The following is a 23,867-nucleotide window of genomic DNA, read 5'->3' as shown; positions in this document are numbered from 1 at the left end:
GGGCGGCTACCGGATCCGGCCGCGGACCGTCAGCGCCCAGCACAGCAACCCGAACGCCGCCGTGGAGCTCAGCGTGCGGACCAGGTTCCAGGTGGCCCAGCGGGCCTCGTCGAAGCGTTCGCGGACCGCCGCCAGGTCGGCGATCCGGCCGGGGTCGCCGGCCGCCTTGAGCGCGTCGTTGAGCGGCACGTGGACCGTCACGGTGACCGCGAACACCAGCACGTTCAGGGCGAGCGCGGCCAGCAGCCACGGCAGCAGCCGCCGGTCGGCGTTGAGCAGGCACGCCGCGGCCGTGCACAGCACCGCCCCCACGAAGCCGGTCAGGAACCAGGGGTTGATGATGGCCCGGTCGGCGGCCTGGAAGGCGCCCACGAACGTGCGGTCGTCGGTGCGGCCCAGCCCCGGCATGATCGTGTGCTGATAGAGACCGTAGACGCCGGCCATCAGCCCGGTGGTCATGGTCGCGGCCAGAAGTGCCGTCACCCTCAGTGCGTACATGCCGCCAGTCAACCGGTGGCGGCGCCCCGGCGGCCATCGTCGAGGCTCCCCGGCCCATGCGCGAGCGTCCCGGCCGCCCGGTGGGTCAGCGCGAGCTGCAGGGCCAGCCGCGCGTCCGGGTCGTCCAGCGCCGCACCGAACAACCGCCGGATCTTGCGCATCCTGTACCGCACCGTCTGCGGGTGCGCGGGCAGCGCGGCCGCCGCCGCGAGCACCTGCCCCTGCGCGCGCAGCCAGGCCAGCAGCGTGGCCGCGAGCACCTCGCGCTCCGCCGCGCCGAGCGCCTCCAGCGGGGCCAGCCACCGCCCGGCGAGCCGGCCGGCCAGCCCCGGCTCCCACGCGTGGATCAGCGTGACCAGGTGCTCGTCGCACGGCAGCAGCGCGGCGCTCGGCAGCACCCCGGCCCGCTGCAACTGCAACGCCCGCCGGGACAGCCGGTACGACAGCCGGGCCTGGTCGAGCGCCACCGCCGGCCCGAGCGCCGCCCGCTGCCCGGCCAGCGCCGCCGCCAGGTGCGCGACGCGGCCCGGGGTCGCCGGCTCGGGCAGGATGAGCCGGGTGGCGTCGTCGATGACCGTGGCGATCGTGCCGCTGCCGGCGCGCCGGGCCAGGTGCTCGCCGTCGGTGCCCTCGACGCTGACCACGGCCACCGACCCGGGCAGCCGCCAGCGCGCCGCGTCGGCCGCGGCCAGGATCGCCGCGGCGCCCGGCGGGTCGGGCTGGACCAGCAGCGTGATCAGCCGGCGCCGGGTGGTGTCCCAGTCGCGGGCGTGCCGGCGCTGCTCGTCGAGGTAGCCCTCGGCCGCGGCCCCGGCGAGCGCGTCGATGAAGCCGAACAGCGCCGAGGCCAGCACGTAGAGCACGGCCGGCGGCAGGTCCCGTTCGACCAGGTAGGCCCAGATGGCGCGGCCGCCGAGGGTGAGGATGGAGCGCAGCGCGTCGACGCTGTGGCCCTCCCGGAACTCGGTGCGCCCCAGCTCGACGAAGACCTCCCGGGTGCCGTCGGGATCGTGCGCGGGCTCGGCCACCGCCCGCACGAACGCCTCCACCGCGGTCTCCACGCCCAGGGTCAGCCCGCGCCCCTGCCCGCCGGTCAGCGACCGGCCCTGCCCGCTCATCGCCGCGCGCATGGTGCCCAGCACCCGGTCGCGCAGCGCCGGCCGTTCCGCCCGCAGCCGTTCGCCGACCTCGGCGGGCAGCTCCGCGACGCGCGGCTCCAGCACGACTTGTCACCTCGGTGATAAGGCAAGGGCGGAAGTCCGCCTCGACGGACCACCATCTTGGCACGAAGATGCCTACCGTGGGCGCATGGACGCAGATGTGATCGTGGTCGGGGCGGGACTGGCCGGGCTGACGGCGACCGCCGAGCTGGCCGATGCGGGACGCCGGGTGCTGCTGCTCGACCAGGAGCCCGAGCAGAGCCTCGGCGGCCAGGCGTTCTGGTCGTTCGGCGGGCTGTTCCTGGTCGACTCGCCGGAGCAGCGCCGCATGGGCGTCCGCGACTCGGTCGACCTGGCCTGGCAGGACTGGCTCGGCAGCGCGCAGTTCGACCGGCCGGAGGACCACTGGCCGCGGCAGTGGGCGCGGGCGTACGTGGACTTCGCGGCGGGGGAGAAGCGGGCCTGGCTGCGCGCCATGGGCCACCGGTTGTTCCCGGTGGTCGGCTGGGCCGAGCGCGGCGGCGGCCCGGCCGACGGGCACGGCAACTCGGTGCCCCGGTTCCACCTGACCTGGGGCACGGGGCCGGGCCTGGTGGCGCCGTTCGAGCGCCGGGTGCGCGCGGCGGCCGAGCGCGGCCTGGTCCGCTTCGGCTTCCGGCACCGCGTCGACGGGCTGGTCACGACCGGCGGGGTGGTCACCGGGGTGCGGGGCCGCACGCTGGTGGCCAGCGGGGTGCGGCGCGGGGAGAGCAGCTCGCGGGAGGAGACCGGCGAGTTCGCGTACGCGGCGCAGGCGGTGATCGTCACCTCGGGCGGCATCGGCGGCGACCACGACCTGGTCCGCAAGGCCTGGCCGGCCCGGCTGGGCGCCCCGCCGAAGCGGATGGTGTCCGGCGTGCCGGCGCACGTGGACGGCCGGATGCTGGCCATCACGGAGGCGGCCGGCGGCCGGATCGTCAACCCGGACCGGATGTGGCACTACGTGGAGGGCCTGCGCAACTGGGACCCGATCTGGCCGCAGCACGGCATCCGCATCCTGCCCGGCCCGTCGTCGCTGTGGCTGGACGCCACCGGCGCGCGGCTGCCGGCGCCGCTGTTCCCCGGCTTCGACACGCTCGGCACGCTCCAGCACCTGATGGCCACCGGCTACGACTACAGCTGGTTCGTGCTCACCCAGAAGATCATCGAGAAGGAGTTCGCGCTGTCGGGCTCGGAGCAGAACCCGGACCTGACCGACAAGAGCATCCGCCAGGTGCTGGGCCGGGTCCGGCCCGGCGCGACCCCGCCGGTGGAGGCGTTCAAGCGCAACGGCGCCGACTTCGTGGTCGCGCCGGGGCTGGATGAGCTGGTGGCGGGCATGAACAAGCTGGCCGCGGAGAACGACGGCCCGGCCCTCGACGTCGACCGGCTCCGCCGCACCATCGCGGCCCGCGACCGCGAGATGACCAACCCGTTCAGCAAGGACGCCCAGGTCACCGCGATCCACGGGGCCCGGCGCTACCGCGGCGACAGGCTCATCCGGGTGGCCTCGCCGCACCGGCTGCTGGACCCGGCGGCGGGCCCGCTGATCGCGGTCCGGCTCAACATCCTGACCCGCAAGACCCTGGGCGGCCTGCACACCGACCTCTCGGCCCGGGTCCTGCGCGCGGACGGCTCGCCCCTGCCCGGGGTGTACGCGGCGGGGGAGGTGGCGGGCTTCGGCGGCGGGGGCATGCACGGCTACAACTCCCTGGAGGGCACGTTCCTGGGCGGTTGCCTCTTCTCCGGCCGTACCGCCGGCCGGGCCGCCGCGGCGGCGACCGCCTGACCCTGGCCGCCACCGTCGCAGTTCGCTACGCTACCGTAGCGTAATGACGAACACCGGCGCCTCCCGCCCGATTCTCGTGACCGGCGCGACGGGCAACGTGGGCGGCGCCGTCGCCCGCTCGCTGCTCGGCGCGGGCCTGCCCGTCCGGGTGGCGGGCACCGACGTGGACCGGCTGCGGGCCCTCTTCCCCCCGGCCGAGCCGGTCCACCTCGACCTGCGCCGGCCGGGCACCTTCCCGGCGGCGGTGGCCGGCGCGGGCGGGCTGTTCCTGGTCCGCCCGCCCGCGATCGCCCGCGTCGGGCCGACGCTGAACGCGCTGCTGGACACCGCGGCCCGCGCCGGCGCCGGCCCGGTCGTGTTCGCCTCGGTCACCGGGGCGGACACCAACCGGGTCGTGCCGCACCACCGCGTCGAGACCCACCTGCGCGCCTCCGGCCAGGCCTGGACGATCCTGCGGCCCGGCTTCTTCGCGCAGAACCTGGCCGACGCCTACCGCGAGGACATCCGGTCCGGTGACCGCATCTACGTGCCGGCCGGGTCGGGCCGCGCCGCCTTCATCGACGTGCGCGACATCGGCGACGTCGCCGCCGTGGTGTTCCGCGATCCCGGCGCGCACCGCGACACCGCGTACACGCTGACCGGGCCGGAGGCGCTGAGTTTCGCCGAGGTGGCCGCGCTGCTCAGCGACAACCTGGGCCGCCGCATCCGCTACCAGCCGGCGAGCATCCCGGGGTATCTGCGGCACCTGCGGCGCCGGCGGCTGCCGCTGCTGCAGTGCGTGGTGCAGACCCTGCTGCACGCCGGCCTGCGGCGCGGGCAGGCCGCGCCGGTCGACCCGACCCTGGGCAGGCTGCTCGGGCGCCCGCCCCGCACCATGGCACAGTATGTCAGTGACCAGCGCGGGCTGTGGATGTCGCCGTGACGGCTGAGCGGCCCCCGGCGACGCGGCGGGCCGATCCGCGCGTGCTGCGCAGCCGGGCCGCCGTGCTCGACGCCGCCCTGGGGCTGCTGAGCGAGCGCGGCATCGCGGCCACCACGATCGAGGCGGTGGCCGACCGCTCCGGCGTGGCCAAGACCACGATCTACCGGCAGTGGGACAGTCAGGCCGCCCTCGTGCTGGACGTGTTCGCCGGCGTGCTGCGGCCGCCGGCCGACCCGGCCACCGGCTCGCTGCGCGGCGACCTGACGGAGCTGCTGACCGGCTTCGCCCTGGCCCTGACGACCGGGCCCGCCACGGCGCTGATGTTCGCGCTCATCGACGCCGCGGAACGCGACGCGGCCTTCGCCGCCCTGCACCGCCGGGAGGCCGAGGCCCGGCACGCGGTCATCCGCGAGGTGATCGCCCGCGGCGTCGCCCGCGGCGAGCTGCCCGCGGGCACCGATCCCGGCGAGGTCCTCGACCTGCTGGCCGGTCCGGTGTTCCACCGGCGCGCGGTCAGCGGGGGAACGGTCGACCCGGCCTTCGCCCGTCGGGTCGTCGACCGGGTGCTGGCGGCTTTCCGCCCCGGGCCGCCGGCCGGCGACGCCTGACCCGGCCCGCGCTCAGCAGGGTCCGGGCGCGATGCCGCGCAGCAGCCGGTCACTGATCTCCCCCAGGTGGCGCAGCTGCGCCGGGGTGAGGACGTCGACCACCAGCCGGCGCACGTCCGCCACGTGGCCCGGCGCGATCTCCACGATCCGGGCGTACCCCTCGTCGGTCAGGATCGCGTTGGTGTAGCGGCCGTCGACCGGGTCGAGCTCGCGGCGGACCCAGCCACGCCGTTCCAGCCGCTTGAGCAGGTGGGACAGCCGCGACAGCGAGCCCTGGGCGAACTGGGCCAGGGCGCTGATCCGCATGGCCCGGCCGGGCGCCTCGGACAGTCCGGCCATGACGCCGTACTCGAACTGGGTGAGGCCGGCCCGGCGCTGCATCTCGCCGTCCAGCGCCGCGGGCAGCACCACCAGCAGCGCGGCGAACCTGCGCCAGGACTGCAGCTGCTGCTCGTCGAGCCAGTTCACCTCGTCGCCCACCCGGCGATCGTACCTGAACGTTCACGTCTCTCATGGTTGACCGTTCAAGTCACAGGGCCTACGGTTCACGAGAACGTTCAACTCTCGAAGGGCTCTGGCATGAACATCGTCCTGTGGGTCGTCGCCGGTGTGCTGGCGCTCGCGTTCCTCGCCTCCGGCGTCATGAAGGTGGCGCGCGGCAAGGAGGATCTCAAGAAGGCCGGGATGGCCTGGGTGGACCTGTTCTCCCCGGGCATGGTCAAGGCCATCGGCGCGGTGGAGATCCTCGGGGCGGTCGGGCTGATCCTGCCCGCCGCGCTCGACATCGCGCCCGTCCTCGTGCCGCTGGCCGCGCTGGGCCTGGCGCTGGTGATGATCGGCGCCGCCGTCACCCACGCCCGGATGAAGGACTACAAGGGCATGGTGCCCAGCATCGTCCTGTTGCTGCTGTGCGCGTTCGTCGCCTGGGGGCGGTTCGGCCCGTACGCGTTCTGAGCGCCGCCAGTTCGCGGCAGGCCGCTGCGATCCGTGCCACGATGAACGCGATAGTTCAGTCCAGGCGGGAGTCAATGGCAATGAGCGAACACGTTTCCGGCAGCGCCGAGTGGCAGGCCGTGCAGGGGCACGCCGAGAAGTTCACGGGCGTGCACCTGCGCGAGCTGTTCGACAGTGACCCACGGCGTGGCGAGCGGCTCACCGCCCGGGTGGCGGACCTCTACGTGGACTACAGCAAGAACCTGGTCACCGACGAGGTGCTGGCGGCGCTGGTCGCGCTGGCCGAACGGGCCCGGCTGCGCGAGCGGACCGCCGCGATGTTCGCCGGCGAGCACATCAACGTCACCGAGGACCGGGCCGTGCTGCACACCGCGCTGCGCCTGCCGCGCGACGCGACGCTCGTGGTGGACGGTCAGGACGTCGTGCGTGACGTGCACGAGGTGCTCGACCGGATGGGCGCGTTCACCGACCGGGTGCGCTCCGGCGAGTGGACCGGCGCCACCGGCCAGCGGATCCGCACGGTGGTCAACATCGGCATCGGCGGGTCGGACCTCGGGCCGGTCATGGCCTACGAGGCCCTGAAGGAGTACGCGGACACCGGGCTGCAGTGCCGCTTCATCTCCAACATCGACCCCACCGACCTGTACGCCAAGACGCACGACCTGGACCCGGCGACCACCCTGTTCGTCATCGTGTCGAAGACCTTCGGCACCCAGGAGACGCTGACCAACGCCACCGAGGCCCGCAACTGGCTGCTGGCCGGCCTCGGCGGCGACTCGTCGGCGGTGGCCAAGCACTTCGTGGCGGTCAGCACGAACGCCCAGCGGGTGGCCGACTTCGGCATCGACACCGAGAACATGTTCGGCTTCTGGGACTGGGTCGGCGGGCGCTACTCGCTGCCCTCCGCCGTCGGGCTGTCGGTGATGCTGGCGATCGGCAAGGAGCGTTTCGCCGAGCTGCTGGCCGGCTACCACGCCGTGGACGAGCACTTCCGCACCACGCCGCTGGAGCGCAACGTGCCGGCCCTGCTCGGGCTGCTGAACGTCTGGTACGACACGTTCCTGGGCGCGCAGTCGCACGCGGTGCTGCCGTACTCGCAGTACCTGCACCGGTTCGCGGCGTACCTGCAGCAGCTCACCATGGAGAGCAACGGCAAGCACGTGCGCCTGGACGGCTCCGGGGTGGACTTCCAGACCGGCGAGGTGTTCTGGGGCGAGCCCGGCACCAACGGCCAGCACGCGTTCTACCAGCTGATCCACCAGGGCACCAAGCTGATCCCGGCGGACTTCATCGGCTTCAGCGTGCCCAATCACGACACCGGCGAGATGCACGACCTGTTCATGTCGAACTTCTTCGCCCAGACCAGCGCGCTGGCCTTCGGCCGCACCGCCGAGCAGATCGAGGCCGAGGGGGCGCCGGCGGAGATCGTGGCCCACAAGGTGATGCCGGGCAACCACCCGACCACCACGATCCTCGCCGAGAAGCTGACCCCGTCGGTGCTGGGCCAGCTCATCGCGCTGTACGAGCACATCACCTTCACCCAGGGCACGATCTGGGAGATCAACTCCTTCGACCAGTGGGGCGTGGAGCTCGGCAAGGTCATGGCCAACCAGCTCGCCCCGCTGCTCACCGGGTCGTCCGCGCCGACCGGCGACACCGACTCGTCGACCAGCGCGCTGATCGCCCGGTACCGCGCCCAGCGCGGCCGCTGACGGTTCCGGGGCGCCCGCTCGGCCGAGCGGGCGCCCCGCGACCGCTGGCACGATCTCGTGATGACCGGCGGCGCCGGCGTTCCTACGGTGAGGCCATGAGGCTCACCCGCATCTCCCGCCGCGCGGCCGCCCTCGGCGCCGCCGCCACCCTGACCGTCCTCGGCCTGACCGCGACGCCGGCCGCGGCCACCAACAACGGCCCCTTCGTGCCCGAGATCGTGGACATCTTCGTGTTCTGCAAGCACAACGGGGGCGTCCTCGCCGAGGGCGCCTACAGCGAGAGCATCTGGTGCTTCCTGCCGACCGGCGACACGGTCTACTGCTACTGGAAGGAGAACACCTGCCACCTCGTCCCGCACAACCGGGAGCAGCCGCGGCAGGACACCCGGCCGGGCGAGCCGCCCGCCGGCGCGGAGGACCCCACCGGCCCGTCCGGCTCGCCGCTCGAGGATCACGTCGCGCCGACCGGGGGAGTCCGCACCGGGCGCGCGCTCTAGGCTGCTGCTGTGGAATGGACGACGTCGCAGGCGCTGGCCCTGCGCCTGCGCAGCCTCCTGCTGGCCCCGCCGCCCGCCGCGGACGACGTGGCCGGCGTGGTCGAGTGGTTCGGCGCGATGCAGGCCCAGGACATGGCCAGCGGGCTGTGGTCGCTGGGGGTGCGCCTGCCCGGCCGGACGGTCGACGACGTCTCCGCCGCCCTGGAACGCCGCGAGGCGATCCGCACCTGGCCGATGCGCGGCACCGTCCACCTGGTCCCGCCGGCCGACGCGCGCTGGATGCTGGAGCTGATGGGCGTGCGCGCGCTGGCCGGCGCGGCGAAGCGGCGCGAGACGATCGGGCTGTCCGAGGCCATCGCCGAGCGCGGCGTCGAGGTCCTGGCCACCGCCCTGGAGGGCAACCGGCTGACCCGCGCGCAGTGCCTGGCCGCCCTGGCCGAGGCCGGCGTCGAGCTGGGCCCGCAGATGGGCTACCACATCCTCTGGTACGCCAGCCAGCGAGGCGTCACCTGCATCGCGCCGCACCTCGGCAAGGAGCAGACGTTCGTGCTGCTCGACGAGTGGGCGCCCGAGCCGCGCCGGCCGGAACGGGCCGAGGCGCTGGGCATCATGGCGCTGCGCTACTTCCGCAGCCACGGCCCGGCCACCCGGGCCGACTTCGCGCGCTGGACCGGGCTCACGATGGCGGACACCCGCGCGGGCCTGGCCGAGGCGGGCGACCGGCTCACCACGGTCCGCGTCGACGGCGCCGAGATGGTCGTCGACCCGGCCCTGCTCGACTCCGGGCCGGCCGGGCCGGCCGGGCCGGCCGCGGAATGGCTGGCGCTGCCCGGCTTCGACGAGTACATGCTGGGCTACAAGGACCGCGCCATGATGATGGCGGCCGAGCACCTGGCGGCGGTGGTCCCGGGCGGCAACGGGGTCTTCCGCGCCACCCTGGTCCGCGGCGGCCGGGTGGCCGGCACCTGGACCCGGACGCTGGGCCGCAAGGCGGTGACGGTCGAGGTGCAGCCGCTGGTCCCGCTCGGCGCGGCGGAGCGGACGGCGGCCGAGGCGGCGTTGCGGCCGTACGCGGATTTCCACGGCCTGCCCCTGCGGGTGCGCTGGACCTGAGCCATTATCTGTTAACAACCCTTGATATTCGGGTGGACCGCCGTGAGGATGGGGAGGACCGGCACGGTCGTCGATACGTCAGGGAGCCGCCATGAGCACACGTCGTACCGTATTCGCGCTGGTGGCCGGGGCGGCCATGACCGTGGCCACGGCCGTGGTCCTGGCCCCGGACAGCCTGGCCGCGGTCTCCGGGGTCCCGATCCGGGCGGCCGCCGTGGCCTGCTCCGCGCCGGCGTGGACGGAGGGCCCCGTCTACCCCGCCGGCACCCAGGTCACCTACGGCGGCCGGCTCTACTCCGCCCTGGTCACCCACACCGCGTACGCCGGCGCCGGCTGGAACCCGGCCGCCACCCCGTCGCTCTGGAGTGACCTCGGCGCCTGCACGGGCGGTCCCACCACCCCGCCGCCCACAACAACGCCGCCCACGACGATCCCGCCCACGACGACGCCGCCCACCACGACCCCGCCCACCACGGCGCCGCCGGGCGGCAGCACGTGCGCGGTCAAGCCGCGGCCCGCGGGCAAGGTGCTCGTCGGCTACTGGGAGAACTGGGACGGGGCGGGCAACGGCGTGCACCCCGGCTTCGGCTGGGTCCCGATCAACGACAGCCGGCCGGCCCAGCACGGCTACAACGTGATCAACGCGGCCTTCCCGGTGATCCGCTCCGACGGCACCGTGCTCTGGGAGGACGGGATGGACGCCGGCGTGCGGGTCTCGTCCCCGGCGGAGATGTGCGCGGCCAAGGCCGCCGGGGCCACCCTGCTGATGTCGATCGGCGGCGCGGCGGCCGGCATCGACCTGAGCTCCAGCGCGGTCGCGGACCGCTTCGTGGCGACCATCGTGCCGATCCTGCAGCGGTACAACTTCGACGGCATCGACATCGACATCGAGACCGGCCTGACCGGCAGCGGCAGCATCACCACGCTGTCGGCGTCGCAGGCCAACCTGATCCGGATCATCGACGGCGTGCTGGCCCGGATGCCCTCGACCTTCGGGCTGACGATGGCCCCGGAGACCGCGTACGTCACCGGCGGCAGCGTCACCTACGGCTCGATCTGGGGCTCGTACCTGCCGATCATCAAGAAGTACGTGGACAACGGCCGGCTGTGGTGGTTGAACATGCAGTACTACAACGGCAGCATGTACGGCTGCGCCGGCGACTCGTACCAGGCCGGCACCGTGCAGGGCTTCACCGTGCAGACGCAGTGCCTCAACAACGGCCTCACCGTGCAGGGCACCACGATCCGCGTCCCCTACGACAAGCAGGTTCCGGGCCTGCCCGCCCAGCCCGGCGCGGGCGGCGGCTACCTGACGCCGGCGCAGGTGGCCCAGGCCTACCGCAGCGTCGGGGACCTCAAGGGCCTGATGACGTGGTCGATCAACTGGGACGGTTCCCGCGGCTGGACCTTCGGCGACAACGTCAAGGCCCTGCAGGGCCGCTGACCGCCCCCTCCCGAGCCCGGCCCGGGTCGCCCCGGGCCGGGTGTGACCGGAGCCGCACTTCCCGCCGGTTCTTTGAATCTGAAATAGTTGACGAGTCAAAGGCGTTGTGCGAGGCAGTCCGGGACGACGGGTTCCGGCCGGAGCTCAGGAGCGGTCATGCAGTTCGGGATCTTCACCGTCGGCGACGTCACGCCCGACCCCACGACCGGGCGGGCGCCGACCGAGCACGAGCGGATCAAGGCGATCGTCGCCATCGCGCGCAAGGCCGAGGAGGTCGGCCTGGACGTCTTCGCCCTCGGCGAGCACCACAACGAGCCGTTCGTCCCGTCCTCGCCCACCACGCTGCTCGGCTACGTGGCGGCGCGGACGGAGAAGCTGCTGCTGTCCACGTCCACGACGCTGATCACGACCAACGACCCGGTCAAGATCGCCGAGGACTACGCGATGCTGCAGCACCTCGCCGACGGCCGCGTCGACCTGATGATGGGCCGCGGCAACACCGGGCCGGTCTACCCGTGGTTCGGCAAGGACATCCGGGCCGGGATCCCCCTGGCGATCGAGAACTACGCCCTGCTGCACCGGCTGTGGCGCGAGCACACCGTCGACTGGAAGGGCAAGTTCCGCACCCCGCTGCAGTCGTTCACCTCGACCCCGCGCCCGCTCGACGGCGTCCCGCCGTTCGTCTGGCACGGCTCGATCCGCAGCCCCGAGATCGCCGAGCAGGCCGCCTTCTACGGCGACGGCTACTTCGCCAACCACATCTTCTGGCCGGCCTCGCACACCCAGCGGATGGTGGCGCTGTACCGCGAGCGCTTCGCCCACTACGGCCACGGCGACCCCGACCAGGCCATCGTCGGCCTCGGCGGCCAGGTGTTCCTGCGCCGCAACAGCCAGGACGCGGTCCGGGAGTTCCGGCCCTACTTCGACAACGCGCCGGTCTACGGACACGGCCCGAGCCTGGAGGAGTTCACCGAGCAGACGCCGCTGACCGTCGGCAGCCCGCAGCAGGTCATCGACCGCACCCTGGGCTTCCGCGACTACGTCGGCGACTACCAGCGCCAGCTGTTCCTGATGGACCACGCCGGCCTGCCGCTCAAGACCGTGCTGGAGCAGCTCGACCTGCTCGGCGAGGAGGTCGTCCCGGTGCTGCGCAAGGAGTTCGCGGCGCTGCGCCCGGCGCACGTCCCCGAGGCGCCGACCCACGCCTCGCTGGTCGCGGCGGCCACCCGGCAGGAGCAGGAGAAGGTGCAGGCATGAAGCAGCGTACTGTCGTCGTGCTCTCGGCCGGGCTGAGCCAGCCGTCGTCGACCCGCCTGCTCGCGGACCGGTTGTCCGCGGCGGCGGTGGACGCCGCCGGCGGCCTCGGCGTGCGGCTCACGGTCCGGGTGATCGAGCTGCGCGACCTGGCCCACGACCTGATGAACCACCTGTTGACCGGCTTCCCGCCGGCGCCGCTGAAGGACGCGCTGGACGCCGTGGAGGCGGCCGACGCGCTCGTCGCGGTCACCCCGATCTTCAACGCGTCCTACAGCGGCCTGTTCAAGTCCTTCTTCGACGTCCTGGGCCGGGACGCGCTGGCCGGCAAGCCGGTGCTGATCGCGGCGACCGGCGGCACGGCCCGGCACTCGCTGGCCCTCGAGCACGCCGTCCGGCCGATGTTCGCCTACCTGCGGGCCGTCACCCTGCCCACGGCGGTGTTCGCCGCGTCCGAGGACTGGGGCGGCGACGAGGGCGAGGGCCAGCTCCGCGGCCGCATCCACCGGGCGGCCGACGAGCTCGCCCGCGAGATCGAGCGCCGGGAACCGGCCACGGTCCAGGACCCGTTCGCCCTCACCACCTCCTTCGCGGAACTGCTGGCCGGCGGCTGAGTGGCCGCCCGCCGGCCCGGGTAGGAAGGACGGCAACGACAAGTGGGGGTGTCATGGCGGAGATCGTGCTCATCCGGCACGGGCAGACCGAGTGGAGTGCGGTGGGCAAGCACACCTCGTACACGGATCTCGATCTGACCGAGGCGGGGGAGCGGCAGGCCCGCGCGGCCGGGGCGCGGCTCGCCGGGCGTACCTTCGCCGCGGTCATCTCCAGCCCGCGCAAGCGGGCGCTGCGCACCGCGGAGCTGGCCGGGCTGCCGGTCACCGAGACCACCGAGGACCTCGCCGAATGGAACTACGGCGAGTACGAAGGGGTCACCAGCGCCGCCATCCGCGAGACCCGGCCCGGCTGGTCGCTGTGGACCGACGGCGCCCCCGGCGGCGAGTCGCCGGCCGAGGTGGCCGCGCGCCTCGACCGGGTGCTGGAGCGGGCCCGCGCCGCGCTGGACGGCGGCGACGTGGCGCTGATCGCTCACGGCCATGCGCTGCGGGTGGCCGGCGCGCGCTGGATCGGCCTCCCGGCCGCCGGGGGCGGGCTGCTCAAGCTGGGCACGGCGACGCTGTCGACGCTGGGCTTCGAGCACGGCAACCCGGTCATCGACACCTGGAACGCCTCCTGAGGCCGCCGGCCCGGGCTCACCGCGGCGGCGCGACCCGGCCCGGCAGTCCGTAGCGGGCCTCGAGGACCTGCATCGCCGCCCCCGCCGCGATCACGTCGGCGCCCAGGCCCGACAGCGTCACCTCGGCCCGCTGCCAGTCGGCCCGCGGGACCTGCGTGCGGACCGCCTGCTCCACCTCGGCGCGGTACGTCCCGGCGTGCGCGAGCAGGTCCGCGCCGGCCAGCACCACGTGCGCCACGTCCAGGGTCTGCACCAGGTTGACCACGCCCACGGCCAGCACCCGGGCGGCGCCGCGGATGTCGCCGGCCGCCACGGCCCGGTCGTGGACCGCCTCCAGGCAGCCGCGGCGTCCGCACACGCACGGCGGGCCGGACAGGTCGACCACCGTGTGGCCGAACTCGCCCGCGTTGGTGTGCGCGCCGCGGTGCGCGGCCCCGTTGAGCCACAGGCCCGCGCCCACGCCGGACTCCACCATGATCAGGGCGGCGTCGCGGAACTCCGGGCCGTGCCGCCACGCCTCCGCGGTGACCCCGGCCGTGACGTCCTTGTCCAGGTGCACCGGCAGGCCCAGCGCCTGCTCCGCCCGCTCCCGCAGCGGCACGTCGTGCCAGTGCCGCAGCCGGTGCGCGTCGCGGACGGTGCCGTGGGCGTGGTCCAGCGGCCCGACCATGCCGATGCCCACCCCGGTCAGCCGCCCGCCGGCCGGGCCGGCGGCGAGACGGCCGACGCCCGCGGCCAGCTCGCGCAGCAGCGTGCCGGGCGTGAAGTCGGGCGGCAGGGCGGTGACCGCCGAGTCCCGGACCGCGCCGGCCAGGTCGGTCAGGACCAGCCGCAGGGTACGGCGGGCCACGTGCGCGCCGATCGCGTACCGGCTGTCCGCGACCAGCTGGTAGACCCCGGCGGGCTTGCCGACGGCCGGGCGGCGCACGCCTGCGGGCGCGATCAGGCCGTCGTCGACCAGCCGGGCCAGCACCTTGGACACCGCCTGCGGGGTGAGCCCCGTCGCCGCGGCGATGGTCGCGCGCTCGAACGCCGGCAGGGTGCGGGCCACCGCCATCACCAGGGCCTCGTTGTAACCCCGCAGGAACGTGAGATCGGCCATCGCGCCACTGTATTACGCAACGCTGTTGCTAAAGTCGTCGACCGTGGATGATCTCAGCCGCGGGCGCCGCCGGGCCGCCCTGCTCGCCCTCGCCCTGGGCGGGGTGGCGATCGGGCTGACCGAGTTCGCCGCGATGGGCCTGCTGCCCGACGTGGCGCGCGACCTGCTGCCCGAGGCGTACGCCCGGTCGGCGCCGGACGCCGTCGCCCGGGCCGGCTGGACCATCACCGCGTACGCCCTCGGCGTCGTCGTGGGCGCGCCGACCATCGCCGCCCTGACCGCCCGGGTGCCCCGCAAGCGGCTCGTGCTGGGTCTGCTGGTGCTCTTCGCGGCCGGGACGGTCGCCTCCGCGCTCGCCCCGACGTTCGAGCTGGTGCTGGCCGCGCGGTTCGTCGCGGCGCTGCCGCACGGCGCGTACTTCGGCGCGGCCGGCCTGCTCGCGGCCACCCTGATGGGGCCCGGCAACGCCGCCCGGGGGTACGCCGCCGTGCTCAGCGGGCTGACCGCGGCCAACGTGGTCGGCGTGCCGCTGGTCACCCGGCTCGGGCAGGCGGCCGGCTGGCGGATCGCGTACCTGGTCATCGCCGTGGTGTTCGCCGCGACGCTGGTCGCCGTGCTGGCCATCGTGCCGGCGGTCGCCGCGGTGGCCGACGGCTCGCCGCGGGCCGAGCTGCGGTCGCTGCGTACGCCGCAGGTGTGGCTGGTCGCGGCCACCGCGGCCGTGGGCTTCGCCGGCTTCTTCGCCGTGGACAGCTACCTCGCCCCGGTCACCACCGACGTCACCGGGCTGGCCCCGACCACCGTGCCGTGGGTGCTGGTCGCGGTCGGGCTGGGCATGACCGTGGGCAACGCGCTGGGCGGCTGGTTCGCCGACCGTGACCTGCGGCGCAGCCTGTTGACCGGCTTCGCCGCGGTGATCGCCGCGGTGGTCTTCTTCGGGCTGGCCGCGGGCACGCCGGCGGGCTTGTTCGCCGGCGCCTTCCTGGTCGGGGCGACCAGCCTGTTCCTGGGGCCCGCGCTGCAGGCCCGGCTGATCGCGGTGGCCCCGGGCGCGCAGCTGATGGGCGCGGCGGTGAACCAGTCGGCGATGAACGTGGCGAACAGCCTCGGCGCGGCCCTGGGCGGGCTGGTGATCGCGCGGGGCCACGGCTACCTGGCCCCGACCTGGGTCGGGGTGGGGCTGGCGGTCGCCGGGCTCGGCCTGGCCGCGCTGAGTTTCGCGGCCCAGCGGCGCGGCCCGGTCCCCGAGCCCGCCCTGACCTGACCGGAACGGCCCGGCCCGCTGCCCGGCTCAGCTCAGCCCAGCGCGACGGTCGCCCGGATGTCGCCGAGCCCCCGCGCCAGCAGCAGCTCCCCGCCCGCGCCCACCGATCCCCAGCTCCCCGCCGCGGTGTCCCACCGCCGCCACATCCGCGCGTCGGCCGCCACGGTCAGCCGGGTGGAACCGCCGGCCGGCACGTCGACGCCCTGCCAGCCCACCAGCCGCACCGGCTCGTCGTGGTCCGCCGGCTGGAAGTACAGCTGCACGACCTCGCGGCTGTCCCGTTCGCCGGTGTTGGTCACCGTCACGCTGACCGCCGGGGCGTCGCCGGGGATCAGGCGGGCGTCGGCGTACTCCCAGGCGCCGTAGCCCAGGCCGTGGCCGAGCCAGAACGCCGGGGCGGCCGGCGCCCGGCCCGCGAAGTGGCCGCGGTAGCCGATGAACCGGCCCTCGGCGTACACCAGCTTGCCGTCGACCGGGGTGACCGACCACGCGGGTGACGTGCCGTCCGCGGCCGGGAACGAGGTGACGAGCCGGCCCGCCGGCTCGACGTCGCCGAGCAGCGCCGCCGCGACCGCGTGGCCGCCCTCCTGGCCGGGCAGGCCGGCCCAGAGCACGGCGTCGACCCGCGACAGCCACGGCATGATGACCGGGGTGGCCGCGTTGACCACCACGACGGTGCGCCGCGCCGCCCCGGCCACCGCCTCGATCAGCGCGTCCTGGGCGCCCGGCAGGTGCAGGGTGCTCTTGTCGACCGCCTCGGTCTCCTGCTCCTCGGTCAGGCCGACCACGACCACCGCCACGTCGGCGGTGGCGGCCGCCCGGACCGCTTCGTCGATCACGTCGACGGTCTCCCGCGAGGCCGGGTGGCCGATCAGCCCGAACAGGCCGGCCCCGGCGAACTGGTCGCCGGTCAGCAGCGTGACGGTTGCCTCCAGCAGCTCGCCCTCGCCGACCTCGTAGCGCCCGGTGTGCAGCGGCGGGGTGAGGATCTCCTCGCCGAAGCCCCGGCCCGAGGTGCGCAGCTCCACGGTGGACCCGGCATCGCCGGCCCGGATCCGCCAGTCGCCGACGCCGAGCACGCCCAGCTCGACCGGGCCGGGCCGGGTGATGCGGCCGCGCAGGACCACGGTGGCGACGGCGCCGGTGAAGTCGTCGTCCAGGCCGACCATCGTGGTGGCGTTGGCCGCGTGCCGCTGCTCCAACTCGGCGCCGTCCGCGTCGAGCAGCACCACCCGGATGCCGGGCTCGCCGGTGACCGGGTCGGTCAGGAAGCCGCCGCGCGCGGGCACCGGCCTGGTGCGGACCTCGACCCCGTCGACGACCGTGACCCGGTCGCCGAGCCGGGCCGTCAGCCCCTCGGCCACGCTGACCTGGTACGGCGGGTTCACCTGGGCCGAGCCGCCGCCCATGTCGATGGTCTCGACGGCGTGCCGGCCGATCAGCGCCACCGACGCGGCCGGGTCCAGCGGCAGGACGGCGTGGTCGTTGCTGAGCACGGTCATGCCCCGCGCGGCGAGCCGGGTCAGCTGCTCGCGGCGGACGGCGCTGTCCGGGGCGGGCAGCTCGGCCGGGTAGTCGCGGGGCCGGCCCAGCGCGCCCACCCGCTCGGCCAGCAGCAGCAGCCGGCCCAGGTGGTCGTCGATGACGGCCTCGTCGACCTCGCCGGCGCGCACGGCCGCGACCAGCGCGTCGCCCCACGGGCCGCCCGGGCCGGGCATGACCAGGTCGAGACCGCCGTTGGCGGCCGGGCCGGCGGTACGGGTGGCGAACCAGTCCGACATGATCAGGCCCCGGAAGCCCCATTCGCCCTTGACGATCCCGTTGTTGATCCGGTCGTGCTCGGTGGCCGCCCGGCCGTTGACGTCGTTGTAGGCCGCCATGACCGACCACGCGTCGGCGTCGGCCACGGCGATCTCGAACGGCAGCAGGTACAGCTCGCGCAGGGTCGCCTCGTCGACGACGCTGTCCACGGTGTTGCGGTCGGTCTCGCTCTCGTTGGCCACCAGGTGCTTGAGCGTGGCGGCGACGCCCAGCTGCTGCAGGCCGCGCACGTACGCGGCGGCCAGCCGGCCGGTCAGCAGCGGGTCCTCGGAGTACGCCTCGAAGAGCCGCCCGCCCAACGGGGTGCGGTGCAGGTTGACGGTGGGCCCGAGCACGACGTGGATCCGCTGCGCCAGCGCCTCCTCGGCCAGCAGCCGCCCGGTCTCCTCCAGGCTGCCCTCGTCCCAGGACGACGCCAGCAGGGTGGCGTTGGGCAGCAGCGCGACGATCCGGCCGCCGGTGAACTTCAGCCCGCGCACGCCGGTGGGGCCGTCGGAGAGCCGGATCTCGCCGAGGCCGATCGCCGGCTCGGCGGCCAGGGTGAACGTGGTGGCCCCGGTGAGCAGCGCGACCTTGGCGTCCAGGGTGAGGCGCTCCAGGAGCGTGGCGTGGTCGGGCGGGACAGCGGTCGTCATGGAAGCCTCTTCGCCAGGGGGAGCTGACACGTGTAACTTGCTCGTGTCAGCAACGTAAACGGACGCGGCGGCGCGCGGCAAGAGGTGCCCCTTATGACAGACCCCACGACACGCCGGGTGACCAGCGCCGACGTCGCCCGGCTGGCCGGGGTCTCCCGGGCGACGGTCAGCTACGTGCTCAACGACACCCCGCACCAGACCATCTCCGCGGCCACCCGCAGCCGGGTCCGGGAGGCGGCCACCAGCCTGGGCTACGCGCCCTCGGCGGCCGCCCGCGCGCTGCGCACGGGCCGCTCCGACGTGGTGCTCTGCCTGCTGCCGGACTGGCCGATCGGGCCCGAGGTCGGCACGCTGCTCGGCAACCTCTCCACCGAGCTGGCCCGGGCCGGGATGACCTTCGTGGCCCACCCGGGCAACCACGCCGACCGGCCGATCACCGACCTGTGGAAGGCGATCACCCCGGCCGCGGTGCTGGCGTTCACCGACTTCTCCGCGGCCGAGATCGCCGCCATGCGCGCGGCCGGGGTCGCCCTGGTCGTCGGCCTGCTCGGCCGCGGCGCCTCGCCGCCCCGCGAGCTGGAGGCGCCGCAGCGGCACGTCGGCCGGCTCCAGGCCGGGCACCTCGCGGCGGCCGGGCACACCGCGATCGGGTACGCCTGCCCGGACGACGACCGGGTGCGGATCTTCTCCGAGCCGCGGCTGGCGGGTGCGCGAGCCGCCTGCGCCGGCCGGGGGCTGGCGGCGCCGTCGGTGCGGGTCGTGCCCCTGGACGCCGACGCGGCGGCGCCGGCCGTGCGGGCGTGGCACGCCGAGGGCGTGACCGGGGTGTGCGCGTACAACGACGACGTGGCGCTGGCCGTGCTGGCCGGGATGCGCCGGGCGGGCCTGCGCGCGCCGGCCGACCTGGCGGTCATCGGGGTGGACGACATCCCGGCGGCGCGGCTGGCCGTACCGGCGCTGACGACGGTGACCACCGACCAGGCCGCGGTGGCGGCGCACCTGGCCGCGACGGTGCTGGCGGCGGTGCACGGCCGGGCGGCGCCCGCGGCGGAGCTGACCGGGATCGTCACGGTCGTCGCGCGCGCCTCGGCCTGACCGTCACCCGCCCGGACCGCCCGCGACGGCCAGGGCGTCGCGGACCTCCGCCCGGCCGCCGCCGGCCGCGAGCACGGCCAGCACCAGCATCCGGGCCTTGACCGGCTCCAGGAACCCGGCCGGGATCAGCCCGCGCTCGAGCAGGTCCCGCTCGGAGCCGGCGTAGCCGTAGGTGTCGGCGAGCACCGGCCCGGCCAGGGTCCGCGACGCCAGCACCACCGGCATCCGCAGGGCCAGCTCGGCCAGCGGCTCGGCCCACCACTCCGGCAGGTGGCCCACCCCGAAGGCGGCCACGACCAGCCCGTCGGCCGCGAGGTCCGGCTCCGGCGCGTCGGCGCCCAGGGCCGCGACGATCAGCGGTACGCGCGGCAGCCCGTCCCCGGCCGGCCGGGGCAGCACCACCCGCGGGGCCGGCCCGGCCAGGTACCGCACCCGGCCCTCCACCAGCCGGCCCACCGGCCCGCCGGTCGCCGACACGAACGCCGTCAGGCTGGTCGAGTGGGCCTTGCGCACCCGCGCCGCCGCGTGGACCTCGTCCGCGAACGCCACCAGCACTCCGCGCCCGCGCGCCCCCGGGTCGGCGGCCACGGTCAGCGCGGCGAGCAGGTTGGCCGGCCCGTCCGCCCCGGCCAGCAGCGGGTGGCGCATCGCCCCGGTGACCACCACCGGCTCCGGCCGCTCGTGCAGCAGGTCGAGCAGGTACGCGCACTCCTCGAGGGTGTCGGTGCCCTGGGTGACCACGACGCCGTCCGCGCCGGCGGCCAGCAGCGCGCCGATCCGCCGGGCCAGGCCCACGACGTCCGCCGTCCGCAGCGAGGCGCTGGGCACCCGGGCCACGTCGAGAAGTTCCAGCTCCAGCCCGAGCGCCGCCAGCCCGGGCACCGCCGCGATCAGGTCCCCGGCGCGCAGGGCCGGGGCCAGCCGGCCGTCGGGCCCGGCCGTCATCGCGATGGTGCCGCCCAGCCCGCACACCACGACCCTGGTCACGACGGCCACCCTACCCACTGTCAACAGACGCACAGGCGGGGCACATGGCCGGCCCAGGCTGACCGCGTTGGCTGTTCTCAGCACACACCGCACGCCACACCTGGGGGGTCACAGAGATGCTCGTGCAGCTGAACCGGAACCAGACCAACCGCGCGTTCACGCCCAACTCGACCGCGGTGCCGGTGCCCGACCTGCCGTCGCCGCGGCGCGGCCCGGTCGTCGCGGTGCTCGGGCACCGCGGGCGGGTGGCCACGCTGGGCGCGCACCTGCCGTCCGGGTGGTCGCTGCGCCACCCGGACACCCTCGACGGGGTCCGGCCCGGCGAGATCGTGCTGTTCAGCGGGGCCACCGAGGCCGACGTGCTGGCCGCGCGGGCCGCGCTGCCGCGGCGTACCCGGATCGTCGTCCTGGTCGACGACGACGCCCGGGCCGAGCTGGTCGCCGCCGTGCTGACCGCCGGCGCGGACGTGTGCGTGCGCGGCGGCCTGCCGGCGATCCTGGCCAGCCACCTGGTGGCCTGCCGGCGCCGGCAGCTGGCCGACCGGTGGACCAACCTGTCGGAGTCCCGCCCGCAGGGGTGAGCCCCGGACCGGCGCCGCCCCGCGCGGACGCGGACGGCGACGCCGGCCGGGCGCGCCGCTCAGGGCGTGGCGCTCGGGGCCAGGGGCCGGCAGGTCTCGACGGCCTTCCGCACAGCCGGATCGTCGGTGGCCGGCCCGCCCTGGTCCAGGGTCACGCCGTTGTCCCGCAGGCAGTTGCGGTACGCCGCGCTCATCCCGGCGCCGCGGCCGTTGCCGCCCGGCCGGCCGCTCGGCAGCACCGACGCGCACGCCTGTTGCGCCTTCTGCCACGTCGCGTCGTCGACGCCCGCCGGCCGGCCGAAGCCACCGCCGCCGGGGAGACCGCCGCCGGGTCCGGCGCTGCCCGAGGGCCGCGGCCGCCCGGACGGGAAGCCGGACGGCCCGCCCGAGGGGCGGACCCGGGGGCCGCCGGACGGCAAGGTCACCGTGACGCCGTTCTTCACCAGGCAGGCGGTGTACGCGGCGAACGCGCCGCCGCCCCGGTCGGCGCCCCCGGTGGCCGGGGTGTCCGAGCCGCCGCCGCACGCGGCCACGGAGAACAGCAGCGCCGCGGACGCGACGACCAGCCCGGCGATGCCTCGGGGGGACGTGTTTCTGAGCTGCGGCACGGTTTCTCCTCACGGAGGGGGACAGGACGGTCCAGCCAAGACCGTCGACCTCGCCGCAACCTCCGGCCGAACTCGGAATCGGCTGTGAGCGCCCCGCGCGCCTCCGAGGCAACTCCGAGGTGGGACCGAGCCGGCGGCGAGGACCCTCGGCCACACTTTGCGACCATGGGTAACGGCCTGACCGCCTGGCGCGGCGCGAACCGGCGGCGGGTGTGGCTCGCCGCCGCGGTCCTCGTGGTCCTGCTGGTGGCCGCGGGCGTGACCCGCGCGATGACCGCCGGCGCCGGTGTGCGCCCGGCCGCCGCCGCCACCGTGCGGGTGGACCGGGGCGCGGTGACCACCGAGGTCGCCACCACCGGGACGGTCGAGCCGGCGCAGACCCGCAGCTTGTCGTTCACCGTCGCCGGCACGGTGGACAGCATCAAGGTGCGCGCGGGCACGGTCGTGACGGCCGGCCAGGAGCTCGCCTCCGTCGACGACACCGACGCGGCGAAGGCCGTCAACGCCGCCCGGGACACCCTTGCCGCCGCGCGGGAAGCCCTCGCCGACGCCCGCGACAGCGCCACCGCCGCCACGCCCTCGACCTCCTGCGGGCTGGTGCCCGCCGCGTACGCCGGCGTGTCCGCCACGGCGAGCAGCGGCGCGCCGACGGCCGGCCGTACCGCGTCGCCGTCAGCGACCCCCGCACCCACCCGGACCTCGGCGCCGCCGCGAACCACCGCCCCGACCCGTGGCCCCGCCCCGACCCGTAGCCCCGCCCCGGCCCGCGGCACCGCCGGGTCGTGCGCCACCGCGCCGGGCAACCAGGGCGGCCGGCCGGGACAGAGCGGCGGCGGGGACGCCGTGCTCAGCGCCCAGCAGCGGGTCAACCAGGCCGAGGTCGCCGTGGCCGAGGCCGAGGACCAGCTCGAGGGGGCCACCCTCACCGCCCCGATCGCCGGGCGGATCCTCTCGGTCGCCGGCCGGGTCGGCGCCCGGGTCGGCCGCGGCGCCGCGTTCCTCACCCTGGCCGACGTCTCCGCCATGCAGGTCAGCGCCGACTTCCCGGAGGCCGACGCCGACCGGCTCGCCGTCGGCCGGCACGCCACCGTCACGCTGGCCGACCGGGCGGGCCGGGAGTTCGGCGCCACGGTCGTCCAGGTCGACCCGGCCGGCACGAGCGACGGCACGCTGGTGCGGTACGGCGTGGTGCTGGCCTTCACCGACGCCCCCGAGGACCTGCTGGTCGGGCAGAGCGCCGCGGTACGGGTCACCACCGGCTCGGCCGCCGGAGTGCTGCGCCTGCCGAGCACCGCCGTGCACGACATCGCGGGCGCCACCGGCACCGTGCTGCGCGACGGCACGCGCGCCGGGGTCGGCGTCGGGCTGCGCGGCGACCGGTACACCGAGATCACCTCGGGGCTCGCCGAGGGCGCCGCCGTGGCCCGCTCGTGGTGAGCGGGGCGGGTCACCAGCGTTCCCTCGGCCGACGATCACCACCAGTAGTTGTCCTGCGGCAGGTAAGGCGCCTCCAGGTCGGCGATCTCCCCGGCGGTGAGATCGAGTTCGAGAGCGGCTACGGCGTCGGTCAGGTGGTGTGGCTTGGTGGCTCCCACGAGCGGGCAGGAAACGACCGGCTTGGACAGCACCCAGGCCAGCGCCACCCGGGCCATCGCGACGCCCCGGGCCTCGGCGACCCGCTGGATCGCGTGCACCACCGGCTCGTCGACGTCGCGGTCGAACGCTTGCGCCACGTTGTCCGACGAGGACCGGGTCGTCTGCTGACCCCAGGGCCGGGCGGCCCGGCCCTTCGCCAGCGGCGAGTACGGCGTCAACCCGACGCCCTGATCGAGGCACAGAGGGATCATGTCGCGCTCTTCCTCGCGCTTGAGCACGTTGTACTGGTCCTGCATCGCCGCGAACGACGTCCAGCCGTTCACCACGGCGGCGTGCTGCGCCTTGGCGAACTGCCACGCCCCCATCGACGACGCGCCGAGATAGCGCACCTTGCCGGCCCGGACCAGGTCATCGAGGGCCCGCATGGTCTCCTCGACCGGCGTGTCGGGATCGAAGCGGTGGATGTAGTAGACGTCGATGTAGTCGGTGCCCAGCCGCCGCAGCGAGGCGTCGGCCTGCTCGAGGACGGCCTTGCGGGACAAGCCGCTGCCGCCCGGCCCGTCGTGCATCCGCCCGCTGACCTTGGTGGCCAGCACGATCTCCTCGCGCCGGGAGAACCGGGTGATCGCCCGGCCGACGAACTCCTCGGACGTTCCCCCCTGGTAGACGTTGGCGGTATCCCAGAACGTCACACCCAGCTCGACGGCCTGCCGGAAGAACGGCGCCGCGGCATCCTCGTCCAGGGTCCACTGGTGCATGCCGGCCGCGGCCTGCCCGTAGCTCATGCACCCCAGCCCGATACGACTGACCTTGAGCCCGGTCCGACCCAGCCGTGTGAACTCCACCGCAGCACCTCTCACCATCAGCCAGCACGACCCGGACACACCGGCGGTACGCCCCGCGGCCACACCGCCCAGCCTCGCACGCCGAGCCGGACGGCACCGGCACAGCGCCGGCCTCGACCCGCAGAACCGG

At 75.1% G+C, this 23,867-nt stretch carries 23 protein-coding genes; 15 read left to right on the top strand and 8 right to left on the bottom strand.

Features of this window, described 5'->3' with window-relative positions; translation table 11 throughout:
- Positions 1-6: 6 nt before the first annotated feature.
- Positions 7-483: an anthrone oxygenase family protein gene (locus tag Ani05nite_RS12040; protein ID WP_239129721.1), complete on the bottom strand. Its 477-nt coding sequence runs from the start codon at positions 481-483 to the stop codon at positions 7-9.
- A 23-nt stretch (positions 484-506) separates the two neighbouring features.
- On the bottom strand, positions 507-1,721 hold the full coding sequence (locus tag Ani05nite_RS12035; protein ID WP_203767920.1) for a PucR family transcriptional regulator: 1,215 nt from the start codon (positions 1,719-1,721) through the stop codon (positions 507-509).
- A gap of 85 nt (positions 1,722-1,806) precedes the next feature.
- Between Ani05nite_RS12035 and Ani05nite_RS12030 the strand changes: the two genes are divergently transcribed.
- Genes Ani05nite_RS12030 through Ani05nite_RS12020 form a run of 3 tightly spaced genes read left to right on the top strand, consistent with a single transcriptional unit; the run spans position 1,807 to position 4,995 of the window.
- The gene (locus tag Ani05nite_RS12030) at positions 1,807-3,465 is read left to right on the top strand and encodes an FAD-binding dehydrogenase (RefSeq protein WP_203767918.1); all 1,659 of its coding nucleotides are present in this window, start codon (positions 1,807-1,809) and stop codon (positions 3,463-3,465) included.
- A gap of 43 nt (positions 3,466-3,508) precedes the next feature.
- Positions 3,509-4,387: an NmrA family NAD(P)-binding protein gene (locus tag Ani05nite_RS12025; RefSeq protein ID WP_203767916.1), complete on the top strand. Its 879-nt coding sequence runs from the start codon at positions 3,509-3,511 to the stop codon at positions 4,385-4,387.
- Entirely contained in the window at positions 4,384-4,995 is a 612-nt protein-coding gene (locus Ani05nite_RS12020; RefSeq protein ID WP_239129720.1) for a TetR/AcrR family transcriptional regulator, read from the top strand. Before Ani05nite_RS12025 ends, Ani05nite_RS12020 begins: the two co-directional genes overlap by 4 nt.
- A gap of 12 nt (positions 4,996-5,007) precedes the next feature.
- Here Ani05nite_RS12020 and Ani05nite_RS12015 read toward each other — a convergent pair whose 3' ends face one another.
- Positions 5,008-5,475 (bottom strand): MarR family winged helix-turn-helix transcriptional regulator, encoded by a 468-nt coding sequence (locus Ani05nite_RS12015; RefSeq protein WP_203767915.1) that lies wholly within the window; start codon positions 5,473-5,475, stop codon positions 5,008-5,010.
- Positions 5,476-5,574: 99 nt separating this feature from the next.
- On the opposite strand from Ani05nite_RS12015, the gene Ani05nite_RS12010 reads away from it, so the two are divergent.
- The 8 genes from Ani05nite_RS12010 (at position 5,575) to Ani05nite_RS11975 (ending at position 13,203) form a co-directional block, all read left to right on the top strand.
- A complete protein-coding gene (locus Ani05nite_RS12010; RefSeq protein ID WP_203767914.1) occupies positions 5,575-5,949 on the top strand; it encodes a DoxX family protein in 375 nt (124 codons plus the stop codon).
- Between the two features lie 80 nt (positions 5,950-6,029).
- On the top strand, positions 6,030-7,661 hold the full coding sequence (gene pgi, locus Ani05nite_RS12005) for a glucose-6-phosphate isomerase (RefSeq protein WP_275410534.1): 1,632 nt from the start codon (positions 6,030-6,032) through the stop codon (positions 7,659-7,661).
- Between the two features lie 95 nt (positions 7,662-7,756).
- The gene (locus tag Ani05nite_RS12000; protein WP_203767912.1) at positions 7,757-8,158 is read left to right on the top strand and encodes a hypothetical protein; all 402 of its coding nucleotides are present in this window, start codon (positions 7,757-7,759) and stop codon (positions 8,156-8,158) included.
- Between the two features lie 9 nt (positions 8,159-8,167).
- Complete coding sequence (locus tag Ani05nite_RS11995; protein ID WP_203767911.1) at positions 8,168-9,271, top strand: winged helix DNA-binding domain-containing protein; 1,104 nt, start codon at positions 8,168-8,170, stop codon at positions 9,269-9,271.
- A gap of 91 nt (positions 9,272-9,362) precedes the next feature.
- Positions 9,363-10,715, top strand: a complete 1,353-nt coding sequence (locus Ani05nite_RS11990) for a carbohydrate-binding protein (RefSeq protein WP_203767910.1) — start codon at positions 9,363-9,365, stop codon at positions 10,713-10,715.
- 156 nt (positions 10,716-10,871) lie between these two features.
- Positions 10,872-11,972: an LLM class flavin-dependent oxidoreductase gene (locus tag Ani05nite_RS11985; RefSeq protein WP_203767909.1), complete on the top strand. Its 1,101-nt coding sequence runs from the start codon at positions 10,872-10,874 to the stop codon at positions 11,970-11,972.
- Positions 11,969-12,583 carry an FMN reductase gene (locus Ani05nite_RS11980; RefSeq protein ID WP_203767908.1) on the top strand — a complete coding sequence of 205 codons (615 nt, stop codon included), beginning with the start codon at positions 11,969-11,971 and terminating at the stop codon, positions 12,581-12,583. Before Ani05nite_RS11985 ends, Ani05nite_RS11980 begins: the two co-directional genes overlap by 4 nt.
- Before the next feature lie 53 nt (positions 12,584-12,636).
- A complete protein-coding gene (locus Ani05nite_RS11975; protein ID WP_203767907.1) occupies positions 12,637-13,203 on the top strand; it encodes a histidine phosphatase family protein in 567 nt (188 codons plus the stop codon).
- A gap of 16 nt (positions 13,204-13,219) precedes the next feature.
- On the opposite strand, the gene Ani05nite_RS11970 is transcribed toward Ani05nite_RS11975, so the two are convergent.
- Entirely contained in the window at positions 13,220-14,305 is a 1,086-nt protein-coding gene (locus tag Ani05nite_RS11970) for an ROK family transcriptional regulator (protein WP_203767906.1), read from the bottom strand.
- A gap of 43 nt (positions 14,306-14,348) precedes the next feature.
- On the opposite strand from Ani05nite_RS11970, the gene Ani05nite_RS11965 reads away from it, so the two are divergent.
- On the top strand, positions 14,349-15,569 hold the full coding sequence (locus tag Ani05nite_RS11965; RefSeq protein ID WP_203767905.1) for an MFS transporter: 1,221 nt from the start codon (positions 14,349-14,351) through the stop codon (positions 15,567-15,569).
- Positions 15,570-15,601: 32 nt separating this feature from the next.
- Here Ani05nite_RS11965 and Ani05nite_RS11960 read toward each other — a convergent pair whose 3' ends face one another.
- On the bottom strand, positions 15,602-18,025 hold the full coding sequence (locus tag Ani05nite_RS11960; RefSeq protein WP_203767904.1) for a glycoside hydrolase family 3 protein: 2,424 nt from the start codon (positions 18,023-18,025) through the stop codon (positions 15,602-15,604).
- Between the two features lie 93 nt (positions 18,026-18,118).
- Here Ani05nite_RS11960 and Ani05nite_RS11955 point away from each other — a divergent pair, with 93 nt between their 5' ends.
- The gene (locus tag Ani05nite_RS11955) at positions 18,119-19,120 is read left to right on the top strand and encodes a LacI family DNA-binding transcriptional regulator (RefSeq protein WP_203767903.1); all 1,002 of its coding nucleotides are present in this window, start codon (positions 18,119-18,121) and stop codon (positions 19,118-19,120) included.
- Between the two features lie 3 nt (positions 19,121-19,123).
- On the opposite strand, the gene Ani05nite_RS11950 is transcribed toward Ani05nite_RS11955, so the two are convergent.
- Entirely contained in the window at positions 19,124-20,107 is a 984-nt protein-coding gene (locus Ani05nite_RS11950) for an asparaginase (protein ID WP_203767901.1), read from the bottom strand.
- A gap of 116 nt (positions 20,108-20,223) precedes the next feature.
- Between Ani05nite_RS11950 and Ani05nite_RS11945 the strand changes: the two genes are divergently transcribed.
- The gene (locus Ani05nite_RS11945; RefSeq protein WP_239129718.1) at positions 20,224-20,688 is read left to right on the top strand and encodes a hypothetical protein; all 465 of its coding nucleotides are present in this window, start codon (positions 20,224-20,226) and stop codon (positions 20,686-20,688) included.
- 59 nt (positions 20,689-20,747) lie between these two features.
- Here the strand turns inward: Ani05nite_RS11945 and Ani05nite_RS11940 are convergent, their stop codons facing one another.
- On the bottom strand, positions 20,748-21,296 hold the full coding sequence (locus tag Ani05nite_RS11940; RefSeq protein ID WP_239129716.1) for a hypothetical protein: 549 nt from the start codon (positions 21,294-21,296) through the stop codon (positions 20,748-20,750).
- Between the two features lie 165 nt (positions 21,297-21,461).
- On the opposite strand from Ani05nite_RS11940, the gene Ani05nite_RS11935 reads away from it, so the two are divergent.
- Positions 21,462-22,733, top strand: a complete 1,272-nt coding sequence (locus Ani05nite_RS11935; protein ID WP_203767899.1) for an efflux RND transporter periplasmic adaptor subunit — start codon at positions 21,462-21,464, stop codon at positions 22,731-22,733.
- A 35-nt stretch (positions 22,734-22,768) separates the two neighbouring features.
- On the opposite strand, the gene Ani05nite_RS11930 is transcribed toward Ani05nite_RS11935, so the two are convergent.
- A complete protein-coding gene (locus Ani05nite_RS11930) occupies positions 22,769-23,737 on the bottom strand; it encodes an aldo/keto reductase (RefSeq protein ID WP_239129714.1) in 969 nt (322 codons plus the stop codon).
- Positions 23,738-23,867 lie beyond the last annotated feature (130 nt).

The organism is Actinoplanes nipponensis (assembly GCF_016862275.1).
GTDB lineage: Bacteria > Actinomycetota > Actinomycetes > Mycobacteriales > Micromonosporaceae > Actinoplanes > Actinoplanes nipponensis.
This window is presented reverse-complemented; position numbering and strand designations above follow the sequence as displayed.

Excerpts from the sequence above, each read along its gene's own strand:
- Ani05nite_RS11985 (WP_203767909.1), top strand. The coding sequence starts at position 10,872 with ATGCAGTTCGGGATCTTCACCGTCGGCGACGTCACGCCCGACCCCACG.
- Ani05nite_RS11980 (WP_203767908.1), top strand. The coding sequence starts at position 11,969 with ATGAAGCAGCGTACTGTCGTCGTGCTCTCGGCCGGGCTGAGCCAGCCG.
- Ani05nite_RS11975 (WP_203767907.1), top strand. The coding sequence starts at position 12,637 with ATGGCGGAGATCGTGCTCATCCGGCACGGGCAGACCGAGTGGAGTGCG.
- Ani05nite_RS12000 (WP_203767912.1), top strand. The coding sequence starts at position 7,757 with ATGAGGCTCACCCGCATCTCCCGCCGCGCGGCCGCCCTCGGCGCCGCC.
- Ani05nite_RS11945 (WP_239129718.1), top strand. The coding sequence starts at position 20,224 with ATGCTCGTGCAGCTGAACCGGAACCAGACCAACCGCGCGTTCACGCCC.
- Ani05nite_RS11970 (WP_203767906.1), bottom strand. The coding sequence starts at position 14,305 with ATGGCCGATCTCACGTTCCTGCGGGGTTACAACGAGGCCCTGGTGATG.
- Ani05nite_RS12010 (WP_203767914.1), top strand. The coding sequence starts at position 5,575 with ATGAACATCGTCCTGTGGGTCGTCGCCGGTGTGCTGGCGCTCGCGTTC.
- Ani05nite_RS12025 (WP_203767916.1), top strand. The coding sequence starts at position 3,509 with ATGACGAACACCGGCGCCTCCCGCCCGATTCTCGTGACCGGCGCGACG.
- Ani05nite_RS11935 (WP_203767899.1), top strand. The coding sequence starts at position 21,462 with ATGGGTAACGGCCTGACCGCCTGGCGCGGCGCGAACCGGCGGCGGGTG.
- pgi (WP_275410534.1), top strand. The coding sequence starts at position 6,030 with ATGAGCGAACACGTTTCCGGCAGCGCCGAGTGGCAGGCCGTGCAGGGG.
- Ani05nite_RS11990 (WP_203767910.1), top strand. The coding sequence starts at position 9,363 with ATGAGCACACGTCGTACCGTATTCGCGCTGGTGGCCGGGGCGGCCATG.
- Ani05nite_RS12030 (WP_203767918.1), top strand. The coding sequence starts at position 1,807 with ATGGACGCAGATGTGATCGTGGTCGGGGCGGGACTGGCCGGGCTGACG.
- Ani05nite_RS11955 (WP_203767903.1), top strand. The coding sequence starts at position 18,119 with ATGACAGACCCCACGACACGCCGGGTGACCAGCGCCGACGTCGCCCGG.
- Ani05nite_RS11960 (WP_203767904.1), bottom strand. The coding sequence starts at position 18,025 with ATGACGACCGCTGTCCCGCCCGACCACGCCACGCTCCTGGAGCGCCTC.